The 21317-nt window shown below is 70.7% G+C and carries 17 protein-coding genes and 1 pseudogene; 13 read left to right on the forward strand and 5 right to left on the reverse strand.

Annotation, left to right across the window (positions count from 1 at the left end; genetic code table 11):
- Positions 1-515 precede the first annotated feature (515 nt).
- Entirely contained in the window at positions 516-1004 is a 489-nt protein-coding gene (locus ABZ453_RS39245) for a hypothetical protein (RefSeq protein WP_359022931.1), read from the forward strand.
- A gap of 96 nt (positions 1005-1100) precedes the next feature.
- Here the strand turns inward: ABZ453_RS39245 and ABZ453_RS39250 are convergent, their stop codons facing one another.
- The 3 genes from ABZ453_RS39250 to ABZ453_RS39260 all read right to left on the reverse strand — a co-directional run bounded on the left by ABZ453_RS39250 (position 1101) and on the right by ABZ453_RS39260 (position 2758).
- A complete protein-coding gene (locus ABZ453_RS39250) occupies positions 1101-1628 on the reverse strand; it encodes a hypothetical protein (RefSeq protein ID WP_359022933.1) in 528 nt (175 codons plus the stop codon).
- Positions 1629-1840: 212 nt separating this feature from the next.
- Positions 1841-2605, reverse strand: a complete 765-nt coding sequence (locus ABZ453_RS39255) for a DUF4239 domain-containing protein (RefSeq protein WP_359022935.1) — start codon at positions 2603-2605, stop codon at positions 1841-1843.
- Positions 2606-2620: 15 nt separating this feature from the next.
- The gene (locus ABZ453_RS39260) at positions 2621-2758 is read right to left on the reverse strand and encodes a hypothetical protein (protein ID WP_165954989.1); all 138 of its coding nucleotides are present in this window, start codon (positions 2756-2758) and stop codon (positions 2621-2623) included.
- Between the two features lie 725 nt (positions 2759-3483).
- Between ABZ453_RS39260 and ABZ453_RS39265 the strand changes: the two genes are divergently transcribed.
- The 3 genes from ABZ453_RS39265 (at position 3484) to ABZ453_RS39275 (ending at position 7676) form a co-directional block, all read left to right on the forward strand.
- Positions 3484-4461, forward strand: a complete 978-nt coding sequence (locus ABZ453_RS39265) for an SCO0930 family lipoprotein (RefSeq protein WP_359022937.1) — start codon at positions 3484-3486, stop codon at positions 4459-4461.
- Positions 4462-4731: 270 nt separating this feature from the next.
- Entirely contained in the window at positions 4732-5544 is an 813-nt protein-coding gene (locus ABZ453_RS39270; protein WP_359022939.1) for an SAM-dependent methyltransferase, read from the forward strand.
- Entirely contained in the window at positions 5541-7676 is a 2136-nt protein-coding gene (locus tag ABZ453_RS39275) for an EAL domain-containing protein (RefSeq protein ID WP_359022941.1), read from the forward strand. Before ABZ453_RS39270 ends, ABZ453_RS39275 begins: the two co-directional genes overlap by 4 nt.
- Before the next feature lie 706 nt (positions 7677-8382).
- Here the strand turns inward: ABZ453_RS39275 and ABZ453_RS39280 are convergent.
- Positions 8383-9270, reverse strand: coding sequence for a LysR substrate-binding domain-containing protein (locus ABZ453_RS39280; protein WP_359022943.1), 888 nt, complete (start codon positions 9268-9270; stop codon positions 8383-8385).
- A 120-nt stretch (positions 9271-9390) separates the two neighbouring features.
- Here ABZ453_RS39280 and ABZ453_RS39285 point away from each other — a divergent pair, with 120 nt between their 5' ends.
- The 7 genes from ABZ453_RS39285 (at position 9391) to ABZ453_RS39315 (ending at position 17147) form a co-directional block, all read left to right on the forward strand.
- Positions 9391-10062 (forward strand): succinate dehydrogenase, encoded by a 672-nt coding sequence (locus ABZ453_RS39285; protein ID WP_359023055.1) that lies wholly within the window; start codon positions 9391-9393, stop codon positions 10060-10062.
- A gap of 1 nt (position 10063) precedes the next feature.
- Positions 10064-12010 (forward strand): fumarate reductase/succinate dehydrogenase flavoprotein subunit, encoded by a 1947-nt coding sequence (locus tag ABZ453_RS39290; protein ID WP_359022945.1) that lies wholly within the window; start codon positions 10064-10066, stop codon positions 12008-12010.
- Entirely contained in the window at positions 12007-12756 is a 750-nt protein-coding gene (locus tag ABZ453_RS39295; RefSeq protein ID WP_359022947.1) for a succinate dehydrogenase/fumarate reductase iron-sulfur subunit, read from the forward strand. The genes ABZ453_RS39290 and ABZ453_RS39295 overlap by 4 nt, the downstream gene beginning before the upstream one ends.
- 104 nt (positions 12757-12860) lie before the next feature.
- Positions 12861-13880, forward strand: a complete 1020-nt coding sequence (locus tag ABZ453_RS39300) for a hypothetical protein (protein WP_359022949.1) — start codon at positions 12861-12863, stop codon at positions 13878-13880.
- A 154-nt stretch (positions 13881-14034) separates the two neighbouring features.
- Positions 14035-14805: a GNAT family N-acyltransferase gene (locus ABZ453_RS39305; protein ID WP_359022951.1), complete on the forward strand. Its 771-nt coding sequence runs from the start codon at positions 14035-14037 to the stop codon at positions 14803-14805.
- Positions 14805-15611: a lysophospholipid acyltransferase family protein gene (locus ABZ453_RS39310; protein WP_359022953.1), complete on the forward strand. Its 807-nt coding sequence runs from the start codon at positions 14805-14807 to the stop codon at positions 15609-15611. Before ABZ453_RS39305 ends, ABZ453_RS39310 begins: the two co-directional genes overlap by 1 nt.
- 357 nt (positions 15612-15968) lie before the next feature.
- The gene (locus ABZ453_RS39315) at positions 15969-17147 is read left to right on the forward strand and encodes an alanine--tRNA ligase-related protein (protein ID WP_359023057.1); all 1179 of its coding nucleotides are present in this window, start codon (positions 15969-15971) and stop codon (positions 17145-17147) included.
- Between the two features lie 59 nt (positions 17148-17206).
- Here ABZ453_RS39315 and ABZ453_RS39320 read toward each other — a convergent pair whose 3' ends face one another.
- Positions 17207-18547: a jacalin-like lectin gene (locus tag ABZ453_RS39320; RefSeq protein WP_359022955.1), complete on the reverse strand. Its 1341-nt coding sequence runs from the start codon at positions 18545-18547 to the stop codon at positions 17207-17209.
- A 318-nt stretch (positions 18548-18865) separates the two neighbouring features.
- Between ABZ453_RS39320 and ABZ453_RS39325 the strand changes: the two are divergent.
- Positions 18866-20433: pseudogene (locus ABZ453_RS39325) on the forward strand (CBM35 domain-containing protein).
- 249 nt (positions 20434-20682) lie between these two features.
- Complete coding sequence (locus tag ABZ453_RS39330) at positions 20683-21279, forward strand: DinB family protein (RefSeq protein ID WP_359022957.1); 597 nt, start codon at positions 20683-20685, stop codon at positions 21277-21279.
- The last annotated feature ends 38 nt before the right edge of the window (positions 21280-21317 follow it).

A 21317-nucleotide genomic window follows, 5' to 3' on the forward strand; every position in this document is an offset into this window, starting at 1 on the left:
CATCGTTACTCCACACAAGTCACGATGATCAACGGTGGCCGCACCCGTCTCCGCACCGGCCTCGCCCAGCAAGATCACGATCTACAGCTGGAGTATTAGGGGTCCTTTCACCATGCCCGTGCGGGTCGCGCGGCCTGGCACCGCACCTCGCCGCGTTGCCGAAACGCCCACGTGGCTCCTCCCCCACTCTCGGCTTCGTTCGAGCGGGGGGACTCCCATCGAGGGCGCTCCTGCGCCTTGCGATGCACGGCACCAGACCACGCGACCTGATCGGACGCGCATAGTGAGAGGACCCCTTAGGTGCGCCATCCGAGTTGACGTCCCCAGGAATTTTCTGACGGCGTGTGACCTGCGCCGATATCCGATTGTGCGGTAATCGGTCGGCGTGTCCTCTCACCAGGACGGACCAGCGCCGAAATGCGCGCTCGTGCACGACATCTGAGGGTCTTTCTGGGAGACGCTTTCTCGCCGATCGACCGGGGACGGGTCCCGGGGCGTCTTCCGCGGAGGATCACATGCGTACCACTCGTGCCCTGGCGGCGTCCGCCGCCGCGGTCGCCGTCCTCGGGATCGTCGCCCCCGCGTCCGTCGCGCGGGACGGCATGCCCAGCCCGAGCAACATCGTGGCCCTGCCCAGCGTCATCGCCCGGGGCGGACAGCTGACCATCACCGTCAACAACTGCAGCACCCCTGCCACCGCGAGTTCGGACGCCTTCCGGCCGGTCCAGCTCACCTCGCGCAACGGCACTCTGGCGACGGGCACAGCGACCGTCAACCGCGACGCACGCCAGGGATCGCACAGCATCAGCGTCGTCTGCGCCAACGGCACCGTGATCAACCCCGCGGCCTTCTCCGTCATCGGCGGCGTCCAGGGCGGTCTCGGCGGCAGCAGCTCCAGCGGGGCCACACCGACCGACGTGGCGATCGGTGGCGGGCTGGTGGCCGCGGCCGTCGTCGGCGGCGGGGTGTTCTGGATGCGCCGCAGGGCGGAGCGGCGGATCTGAACCTGCACCCGTTGGGAGGACCGATTCGCAGGACCCGTCGCACGTGAAACGCCGTGGTCTCGGATTCCGTCGAGGATCCGGGACCAAGGCGTTGAGTCAGGCGCCGCGGCGCTGCGAGAAGTAGTGGGCCGCCCCGATGGAGCCCAGGATGAGCGCGGCCCCCATGCCGATCTCCTTCAGGTCGAACCCGGTGATGGTGCCGCCCTCACCGGCCTGCACGGCGCGGTGGGGATTGACGGGGTTCACCGGCACCGGCGTGGGGCCAACCGGTCGGCCGCCCGCGATGGTCAGCCCCGCGGAGCCGCTCGCCCCGTCACAGGTGAACGTCACCTGATGGACCGCCCCCGGCTTGGCGTCCCAGTCGACGGTCGCCACGGCCACGGAGCTGCCCCGGGGGATGGTGACCGTGTCGAACACCGCCGAGCTCACCGTGGCCGGTCCTCTGCAGCCGCCGTCGCGGTGGAGTTGCAGCGCGACCTCGCCGCCCGGGGCGACGGTCGAGGGCAGGACGCTGAAGCCGAACGGTGTGATCGGTGCGATGGTGCCGGCAAGGGAGGCCGGTGCGGTGAGGGCGAGGGCGCTGACGGCCAGCAGTGCGGCCGAAGCGACGCGTATCGCGCGCATGGTGGATCCTCCGGTCCCCGAGGAGCAGCTGCGAACCTTTTCCGCTTGCGCCAGGAGATTGCGCCATGAATGCACCTCGATGACCGAAACGCTAGGAACAGGTGTGCGCCTGCGCGATCGCAGTCGGGCGAATGGGGCACGCGTGTGGGCCACCCAGGGGACACGCGCGGCGTGGCGGGTGTCGTCCGGGTGGCCCGTCGGGTGAGGGCCTGTCAGCCCTTGATGTGCGGGAAGAGATTCAGGAAGGGCTCCGCCGAGGCGGTGATGCCGCGGCTGTAGGGCGCGTCGAAGTCCCAGATCAGGAAGAGCAGGAAGGCGATCAGGGCGGAGAACAGCCCGGCCAGGATCAGTTCGCGTCCGGTCCGCCGGATCTGCAGGGCGAAGATCATCCCGATGGTGATGACGGCCCCGGACAGCAGCCCGAACCAGACCACGCCCGGCATGGTGGCCCCCAGCGAGTCCGCGCGGGCGGTACGCGCCTGATCGGCCGCGGTCACCTGGTCCAGCAGCGGCTGGTAGGCCTGCCCCTCGAAGTCGTTCTTCGGCTGGTAGTCGGTGACGTCCTCGCGGATGCGCTGGAAGAGCTCGTCACCGCGCGCGGTGACCTTGCCGTGGTCCGCCATCGCCTTCCAGTCGACCGCGACGACGTGTCCTGCATAGGCGTTGACATCGGCGCGAATGTGGTCACGGACGTCGGGAGGATAGACCCGTACCCGCTCCGAGATCTCGTGCAACGCCATCGCCTCCGCCTGCACATGGTCCTGGGCGGCGCTGCGGCCCTCCCAGACCCCGGCGATGGCCAGGCCCAGGACGATGGCGTACACCACGCCGATCCACATCGTCATGTACTCGATGACGTCCGGGGTCTCGCTGGGGTCCTCGTCGTCGGGTGCCGCCTTGTGCCGTACGAGGGTGATGACGACCACCACGACACAGGCGGCCAGCATCGCGAGGGTGAGGGCAAGCCAGTCCGGCAAGAGGTGCCTCCAGATTCAGCGCGGGCGCAGCGCGGCGACGGCGATCGCGGCCGGTGCGGTGATGAGCAGGACGAAGGTGAGCGGCGACGGGCCGTCGTGCGTGGGCCGGTGCGGGGCCGGCGGGCGGTAGTGCGGATAGCTCACCGGGGTCACGGACGGGCGCGGGGTGGGCTTGGGCGGCGGCGTCGGCTTCGGCGGCGGAGGTGGAGTCGGTGCCGGGGGAGGCGGGGGTGGGGTCGGGCGGGGTGCCACGTGCCGGGGCGGTGGTGGGGGCACGGGTTTCGGGGTGGGTCTGGGGGCCGGGGGCGGGGTCGGTCTGGGGGCGGGCCGGGGCTTCGGGGGCGGGGTGGGCGTCGGAGTCGGGCTCGGGCACGACGGCGTCGGGGTCGGTGGCGGAGGAGGTTCCGGACAGGCCGGAGGGGTCGGCCAGGACGGGCTTCCGGCGACCGCCACCGCCTGAATGCCGTCCGGGCCGGTCGAGGCGTACGCGCAGGCGTCGGCGGCGGCCGGCGCGGCAGGCGCCCCCACCAGCAGCCAGGTCAGCGCCACCAGCGCCAATGCCCGCGCGGCGAAGGCGGTTTGCGTCGGTTCGGGTCCATGCACGACCGAGATCATGAGCCCTGTCGGGCGCTCCCACGCCGGAGGGCGGGGGGATTGGCCCGATCGGGGGATCACGGGCGTACTCGGGTTTGACCGGCGCCACTTCGAGGGTCCTTCGATGCGCACGCGCGTGCGAGTCGGGGGGGGCGGTGGCACAGGTTCCGAAAAGAAATTTGTGAGGCGGTTGAACACAACCGCTGGTCCCATGCGTACCCATGCTCGTGCGGCGGCGCAGCAGGGCGCTGCAACACCCGTGCGATTATGGGGAGTTGTTGACGATGAAGACCTCCTGGCGGAGCGCCTCCATGGTGGTGGGTGCCGCGGCCATCCTGGCTCTGACGACCGCGTGCGGCCAGGGGAGCGGAACCTCTTCGGTGGGTAGCCAGAACGTGGGCGCCACCGCGCCGGCCGGCGGCGGCTACGGCAGTGTCGGCACCAGCACCGGTGCCGGTGCCGGTGTCAGCGCGAGCCCGAGCAACGGTTACGGCGCCGACGGCCAGCAGGGCGCGGCGAGCCAGAACTCGCCCGCCGGCCAGCTCGCCGTGACCCAGAACGCCGAGCTGGGCAAGGTGCTGACCGACAGCGCCGGTCTGACCCTCTACCGCTTCGACGAGGACACGGCCGAGCCGCCCAAGTCCAACTGTGAGGGCGACTGCGCCAAGGCCTGGCCGCCCGTCTCCGCGGACGACGCCTCGGCCGGCGCCGGTGTCGACAAGTCCCTGCTCGGCGAGGTCACCCGGCCTGACGGCACCAAGCAGCTGACCATCGCCGGCTGGCCGGCGTACCGCTACGCCAAGGACGCCAAGGCCGGCGACATCGCGGGCCAGGGCGTGGGCGGCAAGTGGTTCGCGCTGGCCCCCACCGGCAAGAAGGCCACCCTGGCGAGCCTGCCCGGGCTGTCCGTGCGCAAGGACCCCAAGCTCGGCGACATCGTCGTCGACAAGAACGGCATGACGGTCTACCGGTTCATCAAGGACCAGGCCTGGCCGAAGGTCATCTCCAACTGCACCGGTTCCTGCCTGGAGAAGTGGCCGGCCGTCGCGCCGGTCGACCCCGGCGACACCAAGGGCATCGAGAAGAAGGGCCTGATGGGCTTCACCCGACCCGACGGCGTCAAGCAGATGACTGTCGACTGCTGGCCGGCGTACACCTTCTCCGACGACACCAAGCCGGGGGACACCAACGGTCAGGGCGTCGGCGGCACCTGGTACGTCATGGCCCCCTCCGGAAAGCCGATCGGCGCGCCGAAGAAGTAGGCGTCACCTCCCCAGGGTTGATCGCACCGAGGCGCGTTCGATCGCAGGTCCGCCCCCTCCGCACCGCACGGAGGGGGCGGACCGCTTTTCACGTGCGGCCCGTGTGCGGCCGACGCGGCCGTTTTGCTATGTTTTGGCCGGGCGAATGCGGCACGTGCCGCAGGCAGTGACCGGGAACGGATGGTCAATTTCCGTTTCTGCTCGCCCGGTTGGCAGGCGATCAGTAGCCTCAGCTCGAACACCGGATCGCCTACGCCCTTGGAGAGATAGATGGAGCGTCCCGCCTGGGCCCCCCGGAGCATCGACATCTCGGTGCCGAGCGTCTCGCGGATCTACGACTTCTACCTGGGCGGTTCGCACAACTTCGAGGTCGACCGGGAAGCGGCCCGCAAGGCCATGGAGTTCATGCCGGGACTGCCCAAGATCATGCAGGCGAACCGGGCGTTCATGCGGCGCGCGGTGCGCTTCGCCGTCGACGAGGGCATCGACCAGTTCCTGGACATCGGTTCGGGCATCCCGACCTTCGGCAACGTCCACGAGGTGGCCCAGGCGGCCCGCCCCGGCGCGAAGGTCGTCTACGTCGACCACGACCCGGTCGCCGTCGCCCACAGCCAGGCGGTTCTCGCGGGCAACGAGGACGCCGGCGTGGTCGCCGCCGACCTCCGCAAGCCCCGGGAGATCCTCGCCGGCGCCGAGGTGGAGCGGCTGATCGACCTGAACCGGCCGGTGGCGCTGCTTCTCATTGCCATACTGCACTTCGTGGAAGACGCGGACGACCCGTACACGGCGGTGGCCGAGCTGCGCGAGGCGCTCGCGCCCGGCAGCCTGCTGGTGCTCACCCATGCCTCGTACGAGGGAATCCCGCTGCCGCCGGAGCGGGCGGAGGGCGCGGTGGACGTGTACAAGGACATTCGCAATCCGCTGATCATGCGCTCGCGCGACGAGATCGCGCGGTTCTTCGAGGGGTACGACATGGTGGAACCGGGATTGGTGCCGCCGCCGCTGTGGCGGCCGCAGGAGGCACCGGAGGACGAGGATCCATATGCCTTCTCCGGGTTCGCCGGCGTTGGGCGCACGGCGTGATCGCGGAGCCGGACGGGCCGGAGGACAGACTGCGCCGGTTCGCGACGATCTGGAGCCGGGCGGTGTTCCCGGTGACCTCCACGTCGCTGACCCGACCGGAGTTCGAGGAGCGGCTCCTGCCGCTGGCCCGGCGGTTGAGCCAGGCCCTGCACGCCCGCCCGCTGGACGCGGACGAGGGCAGGGCGGTGGGCGCCGGCCTGGTCACCGCGCACTGCACCGACCCCGAGGCGCTCAGCCGCACCCTCGACTGCGTCGACGCCTACCTCGTGCTGTACTGCGGGGCCGGCGGCGACCAGGAGGAACTGCGGGCGCGCTGCTCGCGGTTGCAGCACGCCATGGCCGCCGGGTTCGCCCAGGCGCTGCGTGAGCGGACGCTGGCCGAGCAGGAGGCCATCTCCGCCGCCGCGCTGCAGGCGCAGGGCGTGGTGGCGCAGGCGTTGCACGCCACCGAGGCCCGCTTCCGCGCGGTGTTCGAAGGCGCGGCCATAGGGATCGGCATGGCCGACCTGGACGGCAACATCCTCCAGGTCAACGGTGCGTTGCTGCGGATGTTCGGCCACTCCGAGCAGAACATGCGCGCCCGCAACGTCAAGGAGTGGACCCACCCCGAGGACGCCCCGCAGACCTGGACCCTCTACGAGGAACTCGTCCGCGGCGAGCGCGAGCACTACCACCTCGAGAAGGCGTTCTACCGCCCCGACGGAACGGTCCTGTGGACCAACCTCACGGTCTCCCTGCTGCGGGACGCGGACGGTAACCCGCAGTACCAGCTCGCGCTCATGGAGGACACCACCGAGCGCCGGCTGCTCAACCTCCGGCTGCGCTACGAGGCCACACACGACGCGCTCACCGGCCTGCCCAACCGCACCTTCTTCTTCGAACGCCTGGAGAAGGCGCTCGGCGCCGGCCAGGGCCAGCGCTTCGGCCTGTGCTACCTCGACCTCGACGGCTTCAAGACCGTCAACGACAGCCTCGGCCACGCGGCCGGTGACCGGCTGCTCGTCGAGGTCGCCGACCGGCTCCAGTCCTGCGCCACCGCGCCCGGCGAGATGGTCGCCCGGCTCGGCGGTGACGAGTTCGTGGCGCTGACCACCGGCCCCGACACCGAGCGCGAGGTCGACGAGCTCGCCGCCCGCATCATGAACGCCCTGCTCGCGCCGATCAGCATCGACGGCCGTGAGCTGACGGTCCGCGGCAGCATCGGCATCGTCGAGGGACCGGCCGGCACCCGCAGCCCGGCGGAGGTGCTGCGCAGCGCCGACATCACCATGTACCGGGCCAAGTCGGCGGGCGGCAACCGCTTCGAACTGGCCGACGAGGAGGCCGACGCCCGCGCCATCACCCGGCACGGCCTGACCACCGCGCTGCCCGCCGCGCTGGAGCGGGGCGAGTTCTTCATCGAGTACCAGCCGCTGGTCCACCTCGGCGACGGCAGTGTGCGCGGTGCGGAGGCGCTGGTGCGCTGGCTGCATCCGCAGCACGGTGTCCTCGGACCGGACCGCTTCATCCCGCTCGCCGAACACACCGGCCTCATCGTGCCGCTGGGGCGCTGGGTGCTGGAACAGTCCGTCCGGCAGGCGCGCGAATGGCGAGAACGGTACGACGACGCAGGGCCCCTGCGGATCAATGTCAACCTCTCGCCCTGCCAGCTCACCCACCCCGGCCTGGTCCAGGACACCGTCGACATCCTGGAACGCGCGGGCGTCGACCCCGACGTGCTGTGCCTGGAGGTCACCGAGTCGGCGTTGATCGGCGCGGACGACGACCTGCTCAAACCCCTGCGCCGGCTCGCCGAGATGGGCGTCGACATTGCCCTCGACGACTTCGGCACCGGCTACTCGAACCTGGCGAACCTGCGCCGCCTGCCGGTCAGCATCCTCAAGCTGGACCGCTCCTTCACCCAGAGCATGCAGCAGTTCCCCGCCGACCCCGTCGACCTCAAGATCGTCGAAGGGATCGTTTCCCTCGCCCACAGCCTGGACCTCGCGGTCACGGTCGAGGGCGTGGAAACAGGCGCACAGGCCGAGCAGTTGCGGATACTGGGCTGCGACACGGCCCAGGGCTGGTACTACGCCCGCCCCGGCCCACCGGACCGCCTCCACGAACTGGCCCTGGTCGACGCGACGGGCTGACCCCCCGGGCCCCCGCCCTCTGCCCTGAGCCCGAGGCGGCCCCGGGCAGCAGCGTGCGTCATGCACGCATGACAGGTGCGGGTTCCACCGCGGGGCGTGCACGGGAACGCGGTGAGCCGACCCGACGCCCGGCCCCACGCAGCGGATCCGGTGCCCGGGAGAGTGCCCTGCTGGACGTCACGGCCCGCGCAGGCGACGGAGCTGGGGGCAGCGGCGTCGTACGGGTGGCCGGGGCGGAGCCGAGGGCCGGGCTGGGCACCAGCGGTTGGCCGACGCGGCCGTGCTCCCGGGCGGCCCACTATCCGCTGTGCGCCGTCGTGTTGAGGCGGTGACCGGGTGGTGTTGGCGGGGCTGCACCGGGGTTGGCCGCTGCGGCGGTGTTGTGGGGCGGGGTCTGCTGTGCGGTGGGCTGTCGCGTTGCGGCGGTGGCGGGGGTGGTGTTGGCGGGGCTGCACCGGGGTTGGCCGCTGCGGCGGTGTTGTGGGGCGGGGTCTGCTGTGCGGTGGGCTGTCGCGTTGCGGCGGTGGCGGGGGTGGTGTTGGCGGGGCTGCACCGGGGTTGGCCGCTGCGGCCGTGTTGTGGGGCGGGGTCTGTTGTGCGCTGGGCTGTCGCGTTGCGGCGGTGGCGGGGCCGCACTGGGGCTCGCCGACGCGGCCGTGCTCCCGGGCCGGGACGCCATCCGCCGCGCGCCGTCGTACGCGGCCGGTCACCGCTCCAGCAGCATCCGCTGCAACTCCCGTGCCGCCCGCGGCGGGGCCACATCGCTGCGGTGCGCCAGCGCGATCGTGCGGTGCAGACCGGGCCGGGCGATCGGGGTGACCCGTAGTCCCCGCCCCGACCGTGTCGCGACCATTCGGGGTACGACGGCCACCCCCAGCCCCGCCCGGACGAACCCCAGCACCGCGTCCATCTCCCCGCCCTCCACCGCGAACACCGGCTCGAACCCCTCCGCACGGCACGCGGCCACGGTGAGTTCCCGCAGGTCGTAGGCGTGCCGGAACATCACCAGGCGCTCGCCCTCCAGGTCCGGGACACGGACGGTACGGCGGCCCGGACCACCGGGCGCGGGCGCCTCCGGGGAGGAGACCACGACCAGGTCCTCGCGCAGCAGCTCGACCGTGGTCAGGGCGGGGGAGGGCGTCGGCAGCGGCAGCACCACCAGCGCGAGATCCAGCGCGCCCCGTGCCAGAAGCCGTACCAGATCGTGCGAGCCGCCCTCCTCGATCAACAGCCGGATGCCCGGATAGCGGTCGTGGAAGGCGCGCAGCACATCGGGCAGCAGACCGGTGCACAGGCTCGGCGTCGCCCCCAACCGCACACGGCCGCCCCGCAGTTGGGCCAGCTCCTGCACCTCCTGCCGGGCGGTGTCCGCGTCGGCCAGGATGCGCCGGGCGAGCGGCAGCAGTGCCTCGCCCGCGTCGGTGAGCGTGATGTTGCCCCGCGCCCGCTGGAACAGATCCGCGCCGAGCTCCCGCTCCAGCGCCCTGATCTGCTGCGACAGGGACGGCTGGGCGACATGGACCGCCTCGGCGGCCCGGGTGAAATGCCGGGTCTCCGCGACCGCCACGAAGTACTGGAGCTGCTGGAACTGCACCCCCTCAGCATAGTCTGCGTCTATCGAAACGAGCCGGACCATGTCTTGGACCGATGGGGCCGTTCGGCCCTAGCGTCTGGAGGCATGGCTCTGGCAACGCGGACGGACCGACGGCCGTCCATGGCACGCACCGTGTGGGACTCCTCCGTCGGCAAGAAGACCGTGATGGCGGTCAGCGGCCTGATCATGCTGCTGTACCTGGTCGTCCACATGATCGGCAACCTGAAGATCTTCTTCGGCGCGGGCGAGTTCAACCACTACGCACACTGGCTGCGCACCATCGGCGAACCGTTCATGCACTACGAGTGGACGCTCTGGCTGATCCGCGTCGTCCTCGTCGTCGCCGTCGTCGCGCACGCCGTCTCCGCCTACCAGCTCAGCCGCCGCGACATCAGGGCGCGGCCCAGCAAATACGTGCACAAGAAGCCGAAGGCCACCTACGCGACCCGGACCATGCGCTGGGGCGGGATCATCCTCGGCCTGTTCATCGTCTGGCACATCCTGGACCTGACCACCGGCACCGTGCACTCCGGCGGCTTCCAGCCGGGCCATCCGTACCAGAACGTCGTGGACACCTTCTCCACCTGGTACGGCGACGTCATCTACATCGTCGCGATGCTCGCGCTCGGGCTGCACGTGCGGCACGGCTTCTGGAGCGCCGCCCAGACCCTCGGCGCCGGCAGTCGCACCCGCGACCGTGCCCTGAAAGCCGTCGCCAACGTCCTCGCGCTGCTGCTCACGGCCGGTTTCATCGCCGTACCCGTGGGCGTCATGACCGGAGTGGTGAGCTGACATGACCTACACCGACTACGTCACCGGTGAACCCGTCGCCGACACCAAGGCGCCCGCCGGGCCGGTCGCCGAGCGCTGGGACAAGCGCCGTTTCGGGGCCAAGCTGGTCAACCCGGCCAACCGGCGCAAGCACACGGTGATCGTCGTGGGCACCGGCCTCGCGGGCGGCTCCGCCGGCGCTACCCTCGCCGAACAGGGCTACCACGTCGTCCAGTTCTGCTACCAGGACTCCCCGCGCCGCGCCCACTCCATCGCCGCGCAAGGAGGCATCAACGCGGCGAAGAACTACCGCAACGACGGCGACTCCGTCCACCGGCTCTTCTACGACACCGTCAAGGGCGGTGACTTCCGGGCCCGCGAGTCCAACGTCCACCGCCTCGCGCAGATCTCCGTCGAGATCATCGACCAGTGCGTGGCACAGGGCGTGCCCTTCGCCCGCGAGTACGGCGGTCTGCTCGACACCCGCTCCTTCGGCGGCGTCCAGGTCTCGCGCACCTTCTACGCACGCGGCCAGACGGGCCAGCAGCTGCTGCTCGGCGCCTACCAGGCCCTCAGCCGGCAGATCGCGGCGGGCAACGTCGAGATGCATCCGCGCACCGAGATGCTCGACCTGATCGTCGTCGACGGGCGGGCGCGCGGCATCGTCGCCCGGGACCTGATCACCGGGAAGATCTCCACGTACTTCGCGGACGCCGTCGTCCTGGCCAGCGGCGGTTACGGCAACGTCTTCTACCTGTCGACGAACGCGATGAACTCCAACGCCACGGCCATCTGGCGGGCGCACCGCCGCGGCGCCTACTTCGCCAACCCCTGCTTCACCCAGATCCACCCCACCTGCATCCCGCGCACCGGCGACCACCAGTCCAAGCTGACGCTGATGAGCGAGTCGCTGCGCAACGACGGACGGATCTGGGTGCCCAAGGCCAATGGCGACGACCGGCCGCCGAACCGGATCCCCGAGGACGAGCGCGACTACTACCTGGAGCGCATCTACCCCTCCTTCGGCAACCTGGTCCCGCGTGACATCGCCTCCCGCGCCGCGAAGAACGTGTGCGACGAGGGACGCGGGGTGGGCCCCGGCGGACAGGGCGTGTACCTGGACTTCGCCGACGCGATCAGGCGGATGGGGCGAAAGGCCGTCGAGGCCAAGTACGGCAACCTCTTCGACATGTACCAACGGATCACCGACGAGGATCCGTACGAGGTGCCGATGCGCATCTACCCGGCCGTGCACTACACGATGGGCGGGCTGTGGGTCGACTACGACCTGCAGACCACGATCCCCGGCCTGTTCGCGATCGGCGAGGCCAACTTCTCGGACCACGGGGCGAACCGGCTGGGCGCCTCGGCGCTGATGCAGGGCCTGGCCGACGGCTACTTCGTCCTCCCGGCCACCATCAACGACTACCTCGCCCGCAACCCGCACCAGGAGCCGGTGACCGATCAACACCCGGTCGTACAAGATGTGTTGGCGGAGACCGAGGACCGGCTCAACCTGCTCCTGTCGGTCGACGGCGACCGTACCCCCGACTCCTTCCACCGCGAAGTCGGCGAGCTGATGTGGGAGTTCTGCGGCATGGCCCGCACGGACGCCGGTCTGCGCAAGGCCCTGGAGCGCATCCCGCAGATCCGCGAGGAGTTCTGGCGGCGCATCAAGGTGCCCGGTACCGGCGAGGAATTCAACCAGTCGCTGGAGAAGGCGAACCGCGTCGTCGACTACCTCGAGCTCGCCGAGCTGATGTGCCTCGACGCGCTGCACCGCGCCGAGTCCTGCGGCGGCCACTTCCGCGAGGAGTCGCAGACCCCGGACGGCGAAGCGGCCCGTAGGGACGAGGAGTTCGCCTACGCGGCCGCCTGGGAGTTCACCGGCACCGGCGAGGCTCCGACCCTGCACAAGGAAGACCTGGTCTTCGAGTACGTCCATCCCACCCAGCGGAGCTACGCATGAAGCTCACCCTGCGCGTCTGGCGGCAGCGCGACGCCGACGCCGACGGCGCAATGTCCACGTACGAGGTGGACGGCATCTCCTCCGACATGTCGTTCCTGGAGATGCTCGACGTCCTCAACGAACAGCTCATCCTGGCCGGCGAGGACCCGGTCGCCTTCGACCACGACTGCCGTGAGGGCATCTGCGGCGCGTGCTCGCTCGTCATCAACGGCGACGCGCACGGCCCCGAGCGCACCACGACCTGCCAGCTGCACATGCGGTCCTTCAAGGACGGCGACACGATCGACGTCGAGCCGTGGCGGGCCGCGGCCTTCCCGGTGATCAAGGACCTGGTCGTCGACCGCTCGGCCTTCGACCGGATCATCCAGGCCGGCGGCTACATCACCGCGCCGACCGGCGCTGCCCCCGAGGCGCACGCCACACCGGTGCCCAAGCCGGACGCCGACTTCGCCTTCGAGCACGCCGAGTGCATCGGCTGCGGGGCCTGCGTGGCCGCCTGCCCCAACGGCGCGGCGATGCTGTTCACCTCCGCCAAGGTCAACCACCTGGGCGTCCTGCCGCAGGGCGCGCCCGAGCGGGAGACCCGGGTGCTGGACATGGTGGCGCAGATGGACGAAGAGGGCTTCGGCGGCTGCACCCTGGCCGGGGAGTGCGCCACTGCCTGCCCCAAGGGCATCCCGCTGGTGTCGATCACGAGCATGAACAAGGAGTGGCTGCGCGCCACGCGGAAGGTGGCGAAGAGGTAGCGGCCACCCGGGCATGAAGACGTTCGCCTCAAGGTGCGGACGGGCGGGGTCGGGAGGTGCTCCCCGGCCCCGTCTCGCCTGTCCGGGGTGTGTAGGGTTCGCGCATGATCTTCGGGCGCAAGGGGAGGAAGCGGTTTCTCGAGGCCGTCGCCGGGTTCGAGGCCGCTGTGCGGGAGAAGGACGGGGAGCGTTCGCAGCGCGCCGTGCGGGAGATACAGGAGTGCTATGCGGACGCCACCGACGACGAGTTCCACGAGGCCGGGCCGCGCTTGGCGGCACTGCTGCCGCAGGTGCCACCTGGTCCCTCCGGCCTGATCGCCGTACTGATCGGAGCCTGTGTCGAGCGCGGTGCGGACGCGACCGACTGCGCGCCCCACATCTTCGACGGGCTCGCTGAAGCACTGGGCGCGGCAGGGGAGTTCTGCGCACGCTGGGAAGCGACCGGCGGCGGGGAGATGCCGGAGCCGGACTCGGTGGACGAGGAGGCCCTCCAACGGGTCGGCCAGGACGCGGCGGTGGGCTGGTGCACGCTCCCGCAGTGGGAGATGGCGTCCGTGGCCATGCTCAACCACCCGGCCGTCCGCACCGGACCGGGCGCCGCCCGGCGCACGGATCTCCTGCGGGCGCTGCACCCCGTACAGGAGGCCTCCGGACACGACTTCAAGTGCCTCCACTACGCCCTGCTCGTCCTCGACGACGAGCCCCTGATCGTGCTGCACCGCCCGACCGGCACCGGCTACGCCCTGCGCATGTCCGGCATCGGCGACAACTTCCAGCTCCACACCCTCCTCGCCGACGCCCTCGTCGGCGGCGGCCACGTGCCCGGACACGCACCCTCGGCGCAGGAGGTCGCCGTGTGCCGTGACGCGCCGGGCCAGGTGCCGACGACCGGCTCCTTCAACCTCGCCACCCCGGGCGGGGAATGGGTGTGGAACGAGGGAACTCCCTCCGACATCCCCGTCGTCGACGGCGTACGACTCCTCGTCCTCGACCCGCCGCCGTACGCCCGCGGCTGGCCCGCCGGCCGGTTCTTCCCCGGCATGGCCGGAGACCTCGTCCTGGAGCGCGTGCTCGACCGGGCGGAGACCGGCAGATGGCTGGAGCACTGCGCACCGGCGAACTGACCGGTACCGTCCGAGCCGTTCAACAACCGCACATCAACGCTCTCTGCGCCCGTCACGCGAAGGTCAGCCGGCATCGGAAGAACAGGGGCGGCAGATCGCACGCCCCGGGTCTGCTCCCCGCTCCGCCGACCCGGCCCGTGACCAGGAGAGAGCCATGACCGGCGTAACGACCCTCGACCGTCCCCCCAAGCCCGCGGCCCCCACCCGCTACACCGTCTCCCTGGCCCGCGACGAGGCCGACGTACGCGCCGCGCAGCGGCTGCGCCACGAGGTGTTCGCCGGTGAGATGGGCGCCCTGCTGTCCTCCCCGCAGCCCGGCCACGACATCGACGCCTTCGACGCCTACTGCGACCACCTGCTGGTCCGCGAGGAGACCACCGGGCAGGTCGTCGGCACCTACCGGCTGCTGCCGCCCGAGCGGGCCGCGGTGGCCGGACGCCTCTACTCCGAGAGCGAGTTCGACCTGACCCCGCTCGACGCGATCCGCCCGGGCCTGGTCGAGGTCGGCCGCTCCTGCGTCCACCCCGACCACCGCGACGGCGCCGTGATCGGCCTGATCTGGGCCGGCATCGCCCGCTACATGGTCGACCGCGGCCACGAGTGGCTGGCCGGCTGCTGCTCCATCCCGCTCGCCGACGGCGGCGCGCTCGCCTCCGCGACCTGGGACCGGGTGCGGGCCAAGCACCTGGCGCCGCAGGAGTACCGCGTACGGCCCCTGCTGCCCTGGGTCCCGAACGCCGCCGCCCCCGCCGCCCCGGCCGAACTCCCGGCCCTCCTGCGCGGCTATCTCCGCCTCGGCGCCTGGGTGTGCGCCGAGCCCGCCCACGATCCCGACTTCGGGGTCGCCGACCTGTACGTGCTGCTGTCGATGCGCCGGGTCAACCCGCGCTACCTGCGGCACTTCCTGTCCCTCGTGCCGGCCTGATGAGTGTCTGGCAGCCCAGCGCGCCCTGTACCCCTCGGGCCTGCATAGAGGCGACGGCGTCCGCCACGGCCGTACCCCGTGCCGTGCTGCGGCTCGCGGCGGTCACGGTCCTGATGCTCACCGGGATCGTGCTGTCGCCGCTCGGCGGGAGGATCCCCGCCGAGTGGGTCAGGCGGTGGTGCCGGTGGATCGTACGGGCCGCAGGGGTCCGGGTCCGGATCACCGGCACCACCGTCCCCACCGGTGGCCTGCTGCTGGTCGCCAACCACATCTCCTGGATGGACATCCCGCTGCTCGCCGCCGTCCGACCGGCCCGGATGCTCGCCAAGTCCGACATCCGGGACTGGCCGGTGGCCGGTCCCGTCGCGGCCCGCGGCGCGCTGTTCATCGACCGCAACCGGCTGCGTGCCCTGCCCGGCACGGTCGCCCGCATCGCGGACGCGCTGCGTGACGGGCAGGCCGTCGGGGTCTTCCCCGAGGGCAGCACCTGGTGCGGCCGCGCCCAGGGCAGCTTCCGCCGGGCCGTCTTCCAGGCCGCCCTCGACGCGGACGTGCCCGTCCAGCCCGTCCACCTGCGCTACCGGATGACCGAGGGCTCGGCGAGCACGGCCCCGGCCTTCATCGGGGACGACTCCCTGCTGGCCTCGGTGTGGCGGGTGGTCCTCACCCGCGGCCTGGTGGCCGAGGTCGACGTCCAGCCCCTCATCCCGCCCGGCACCCACCCCGACCGCCGCTCCCTGGCCCGCGCGGCCCAGCCCGGAGCCACAGCCCAGCCCGACTGGACCCACGCGGCACTGGTGGCCTGACCACCCGCCTCCACCCGCCTCCGCCCGAACTGCCGGGGCGGGGGCTCTGGGTCCGTCCCGGCAGATCCGGGTGACCGCGTCCTCCACGGCGGTCGGTGTCGGCGGTCGGAAATTCCGAGGCCCGGGCGTGACGCAGCTGCTAGCGTCGAGGTCATGAACGTCATCAGGCGAACCAGCACCGCAGCCGCGCGAGCGACCAGCTCGCCGGCTGCCGACGCCTGACCTCACCACACACCCCGGCGGCCGGAAACGGACCGCCGGGGCGTTCTCGTAAGTGACTCCCGTGTTCTCGCGCGGTTCTTTCCGGTCCCCGTGATCCGAAGGAAGACCGCCATGAACAGCAACATGCACAGGAACATGAACACGGACCAGGTCATTCGGACCTTCACCGACTTCTACCAGGACCGCGGACACCAACTCGTCACCGGCAGCACACTGTTGCCGCCGCCCTCGGACCCGGTGCTGTTCACCACGTCCGGCATGCACCCGCTCACCCCCCATCTGCTCGGCCGTCCGCATCCGCAGGGGCGGCGCCTGGTCAATGTCCAGCGCTGTCTGCGCACGACCGATCTCGACGAGGTCGGTGATTCGACGCATCTGACGGTGTTCGAGATGCTCGGCTCGTGGTCCCTCGGTGACTACGGCCACTCGCAGAGCCTGCGATGGGGGTACGAGCTGCTGCGGGACGGCTTCGGCATCCCGCACGAGCGGCTGTACGCCACCGTCTTCGGCGGCGACGACCAGGTCGGCCCGGACACCCATTCCCTGCGCACCTGGCGGCAGTCGGGCGTCCCCGTCGAGCCGACGGGCGAGGACAACTGGTGGTCCAACGGCCCGGTCGGCCCGTGCGGCCCCGACTCCGAGATCTTCGTGTGGACCGGTGGTCCCGGCACGCCGCCCGAGGGCACGCCGACCACCGACCCGCGCTGGGTGGAGATCTGGAACCACGTCCACATGCGCCACCTCCGCCGCCAGGACGGCACCCTGGAGCCGCTGCGGCAGCCCGCCGTCGACACCGGCATGGGCCTGGAACGCCTGGTGACCGTCCTGCAGGGGCACGACTCCGTCTACGGGACCGACCTGTTCGAGCCGTGGATGCGGACCGTGCCCTCGTTGTGGCACCTGGACGACGAGCCGTCGGTCCGCCTCGTCTGCGACCACCTGCGCTCGGCCGTCGTCGTCCTCGGCGACGGAGTACGGCCCTCCAACACGGGCCGTGGCTACGTCCTGCGGCGGCTGATCCGCCGTCTGCTCACCACCCTGCGGCGCGACGACCCCACCCGCACCCTCGCCGACCTGCCTCCGGAGCCGATCGGCCACACGCTGGACCACTTCCGCCAGTCACGTGGCGTCGAGGCCGTGCGTGACCAACTCCTCGACGAGGAACGGAGGTTCACCCGGCTTCTCGAACGCGGGCGGCGCGTGTTGTCGCGGCCGGAGTTCCAACGGCCGCTGACCGACGAGGACTACGGCTACCTCCACGACACCCACGGCCTGCCTCGGGAGCTCGTCGCCGGGATGCTCACCACGCGATGACGCCGGCGAGGCGGCGTCCGGGGCGGCGGGTGCACGTACCGCCCCGGACGCCGGCCGCGTCAGCGCTGGGTGTAGATGAAGCCGATCTTGTCGACCTCGTCGCCCGAGCGTCCGTGGAAGCCGGCGATCTGCCAGCCCGACGGCGCGGTGCGGGTCACGCAGTCGGAGGTCGTGGTGCCACCGGCCAGGGTACGGCCCAGGTTGGTGGTGAACTTGGCGTAGAAGACACGGGTGTGGTCGTTGTACGAGCCCTGGCACAGGTAGGCGGTCGTGACGTACTCGCCGTTGCCCAGGGCCAGGGAGGACGCGGTCCCGCCGGTGCCGCCGTGGGCGAGCGTCGTGCCGTTGGCCAGGGTGAGGTTCATCTGGTCGACCCGGGAGCCGGAGCGCAGGCCGATGGTGGTGGCGCGAGCGCCGGCCGGCACGCTGTCGATGTCGTTGTAGTAGTCGCCGTGCGGGCCCCCGAACTGGTCGCTGAGCTGGAAGGCGGAGTTGCGCGACCAGGTGAAGCCGACCGTGATCGGGTCGTGGTCGGAGAGCATGAGCCCGTCGTCGGTGAGGAACTTGGCGTGCTCGTTGTTGTACGAGGTCGCGTTGAGCGAGACGAGCTTGCTGCCGCGGTAGAGGACCTTGTCGACGACCTCGCAGGTGTTGGGCACGGTGGCGCCGGACTGGTCGCAGACCAGCGCGTCACTGCCCTTGGCCGGAGGGGTGCCGCCGCGGACCAGCTGGACCCAGGCGTCGGTGAGCCCGTTGGACGAGGCGAACTCGGCGATGGTGTCGGCCGTGCGGGTGTAGCGGGTGTTGGTGTCGCCCATGACCACCACGGCGTTGCCCGCCGAGTGCGTCTTGATGAAGGCGGTGAGCTGGTTGAGGTTGTCGGCGCGGGAGGCCTCGTCGCCGTCATTGGTGCCCGCGTTGGTGTGCAGGTTGTAGAAGTCGACGTAGACGCCCTCGGCCAGACGCTCGCGCATGAAGGTGAAGCCCTTGGGGGTCAGACAGTCACCCGAGTCGATCTGGCAGGAGTTCCAGTGCACCCGCTCGAAGTCGTCCGTGTCGTACGGGATCTTCGACAGGGTGTTGAGCCCGCTGCCGATGCCGGCCCCGCCGCTGGTCGGCGTGCGGTAGGCGTGCGTGGTGTCGCCGGCGTAGAGGTACGCGTGGTAGTTGAAGTCCTCCTCGACGTGCACGATGTCGTACGGCGCGATTCGCTGGCCGATCGCCGTGGTGCTGGTGTCGCGGGGCGTGGACGCGCTGGAGAGGCTCTGCGGCAGGCCGGCGACGTTGTAGCTGAGCACGCTGAAGCTGCCCGAGTCGGCGGCGGCCGCGGAGGGCGCCGCCATGGTGAGCCCGCCGAGGGCGGCGGCTGCCGCCGCCAGGCAGGCGAGGAGTCTGCGCATGGGGGTGTGTCTCCTGGGGGAGTGAAAGCGGTTGCGGTGAGCCAGTGATTGAAGTTACCGCTGGTTACCCCAGTCTGTCGCGACCCTGACAGGAGATCGTTCTGTGGGAGTGGAGGACGGGTTAAAGGTGCGGGAACTCAGTGCACGCCCGATGGCGTGCCCACCCTCCACCTCTCGTCCATCTATGTGAATGCGAAACAAGCACCGGGACTATTGACGGGCTCGGGGCGGCGGTTTTACGGTCCGCGAGAAAGCGCTTTCCATCTGTCTGTCTCTTCGTGCCTCCGTCAGACGCCCCAACCGTCCTGGAGATCAACGATGAATCCGAGACCCCTCATCGCGTGCGTCAGCCTGATCGCAGGCACCCTTGTCGCCCTGTCCGGCACCACCGCGCAGGCAGCCCCCACCCGTTACGAGGCCGAGAGCTCCTCGGCCGTGTGCACCGGCACCGTCGACTCCGACGGGACCGGCTTCTCGGGCAGCGGTTTCTGCAACGGCACCAACGCGTCAGGCGCGTACGCGCAGTTCACCGTGACCGTACCCGCATCGGGCACGGCGACCCTGCAGATCCGCTTCGCCAACGGCACCACCACCGCGCGCCCCGCCTCCGTCAGCGTCGACGGCGTGAGCGCCGGCACGGCGGCCTTCGGGACCACCGGCGCCTGGTCGGCATCGTCGACCGAGACACTCACCGTGCCGGTGGCCGCGGGCTCCAACACCGTCCGGCTCGCCCCGACCACCTCCGCGGGCCTGCCCAACGTCGACTACCTCGACGCGGACATGTCCTCCGCGGCGGCCGGCACCGTGCTGTACGTCTCGCCGAGCGGCACCGACAGCGCGGCCGGCACGCAGTCGGCGCCGACCACGCTCACCTCGGCGATCAGCCGGATCACCGCCGGCGGCACGATCTACCTGCGCGGCGGGACGTACAACTACTCCTCCACGGTCACGATCCCGGCCGGCAAGGACGGCACCTCCGGCGGCCGCACCACCCTGTCCGCCCATCCGGGTGAGACTCCCGTGCTCGACTTCTCGGCACAGAGCGAGAGTTCGTCCAACCGGGGTATCCAGCTGAACGCCACCTACTGGCACCTGTACGGGCTGACCGTCGAGCGCGCCGGCGACAACGGGATCTACGTCGGCGGCGGCAACAACGTCGTCGAGCGCACGGTGACGGCGTACAACCGCGACACGGACTGCAGCTGGGCCGGATCGCCTCCACCACGCCCAGCTCGCAGTGGCCGTCGAACAACCTCGTCGTCAGCTCGGAGTCGCACGACAACGCCGACCCCGACGGCGAGGACGCAGACGGCTTCGCGGCGAAGCTGACCACCGGCACCGGGAACGGCTTCCGCTACGACGTCTCCCACAACAACATCGACGACGGCTGGGACCTCTTCACCAAGACCGACACGGGCGCCATCGGGCCGGTGACCATCGAGTACTCCCTGTCCTACGACAACGGCACCCTCAGCGACGGCAGTCAGAGCGGCAACGGCGACCGCAACGGCTACAAGCTCGGCGGCGACGACATCGCCGTCGGCCACGTCGTCCAGCACAACATCGCCTACCGCAACGGCCATCACGGGTTCACCTACAACAGCAACCCGGGCACGATGACCGTCACGGGCAACGCGAGCATCGACAACGCCCAGCGCAACTTCTCCTTCGACGCGGGGACTTCGGCGTTCCGGGGCAACACCTCGTGCCGCTTCTCCGTCAGCGGCTCGAACGACAAGACCGTCGGCGACGCCGACAGCTCCAACCAGTTCTGGACCGGCACCAACGGCTCCCGCTGCTCCTCCTACTCCGGCGCACTGGGCTGGTCGTTCGCCTCGGACGGAAAGCTCGCCGTCACCTTCGGCGGCAAGGTGGTGACGCAGTAACCACACGCTCGGCTCACGAGCCGCCGCCCGCGCGACCGGCCGCCTCAGCCGCGCAGATGGCGGCTCACGTCGCCGACCGGCTGGATGTGGACCTGCCGCTCCGCGAACCTCTCTGGATACGCAAGGTTCAGGTGGGCCACGGCCGCGATGTCTGCTGCGCTCATGACCGGCGAGGACAGGTCACCGTACGGGCCGGGACGGTGTCCCGTATTCGGTGGACAGAGATCATCGCCCAGGCAGACTGGCCGCATGAGCATCGAATCCGACCCCAAGGACGTCGTTCGCTTCTATCTGCAGAACGCCCGGGACGCGCTGCTGTGGAAGCTCGAGGGTCTGTCCGAGTATGACATCCGCCGGCCCTTCACACCCACCGGCACCAATCTGCTGGGCCTGGTCAAGCACGCCACGTCTGTCGAACTCGGTTATCTGGGCGACACGTTCGGGCAGCCTTCCGATCTGCCAAAACCCCTCTTCGGGGAGGGCGCGGACGCCAACGCCGACATGTGGGCCAGGGCCGACGAGTCGCGCGAGGAGATCGTCGCCCGCTATCGCCGCGCGTGGACGCACGCGGACGCGACGCTGGCGGAACTGGAGTTGGACGCGGTCGGCACGGTGCCCTGGTGGCCCAGCGGCGCCGACGAGGTGACCCTGCACCACGCGATCGTGCGCGTCATCGCCGACACCCACCGGCACGCCGGGCACGCCGACATCATCCGCGAACTCATCGACGGAGCAGTCGGGATGAACGAGAACAACACCAGCATGCCGCAGGGGGACACGGCTTGGTGGGCGGAGTACCGGCAGCAGTTGGAGAGCGTGGCCCGAAAGGCGTCGGGGCAGGAGTGAAGTCGGGGCCGGAGTGAAAACGCCTGCCCACCCCGGGG

This window comes from Streptomyces sp. NPDC005799 (assembly GCF_040630525.1).
Lineage (GTDB): Bacteria > Actinomycetota > Actinomycetes > Streptomycetales > Streptomycetaceae > Streptomyces > Streptomyces griseorubiginosus_B.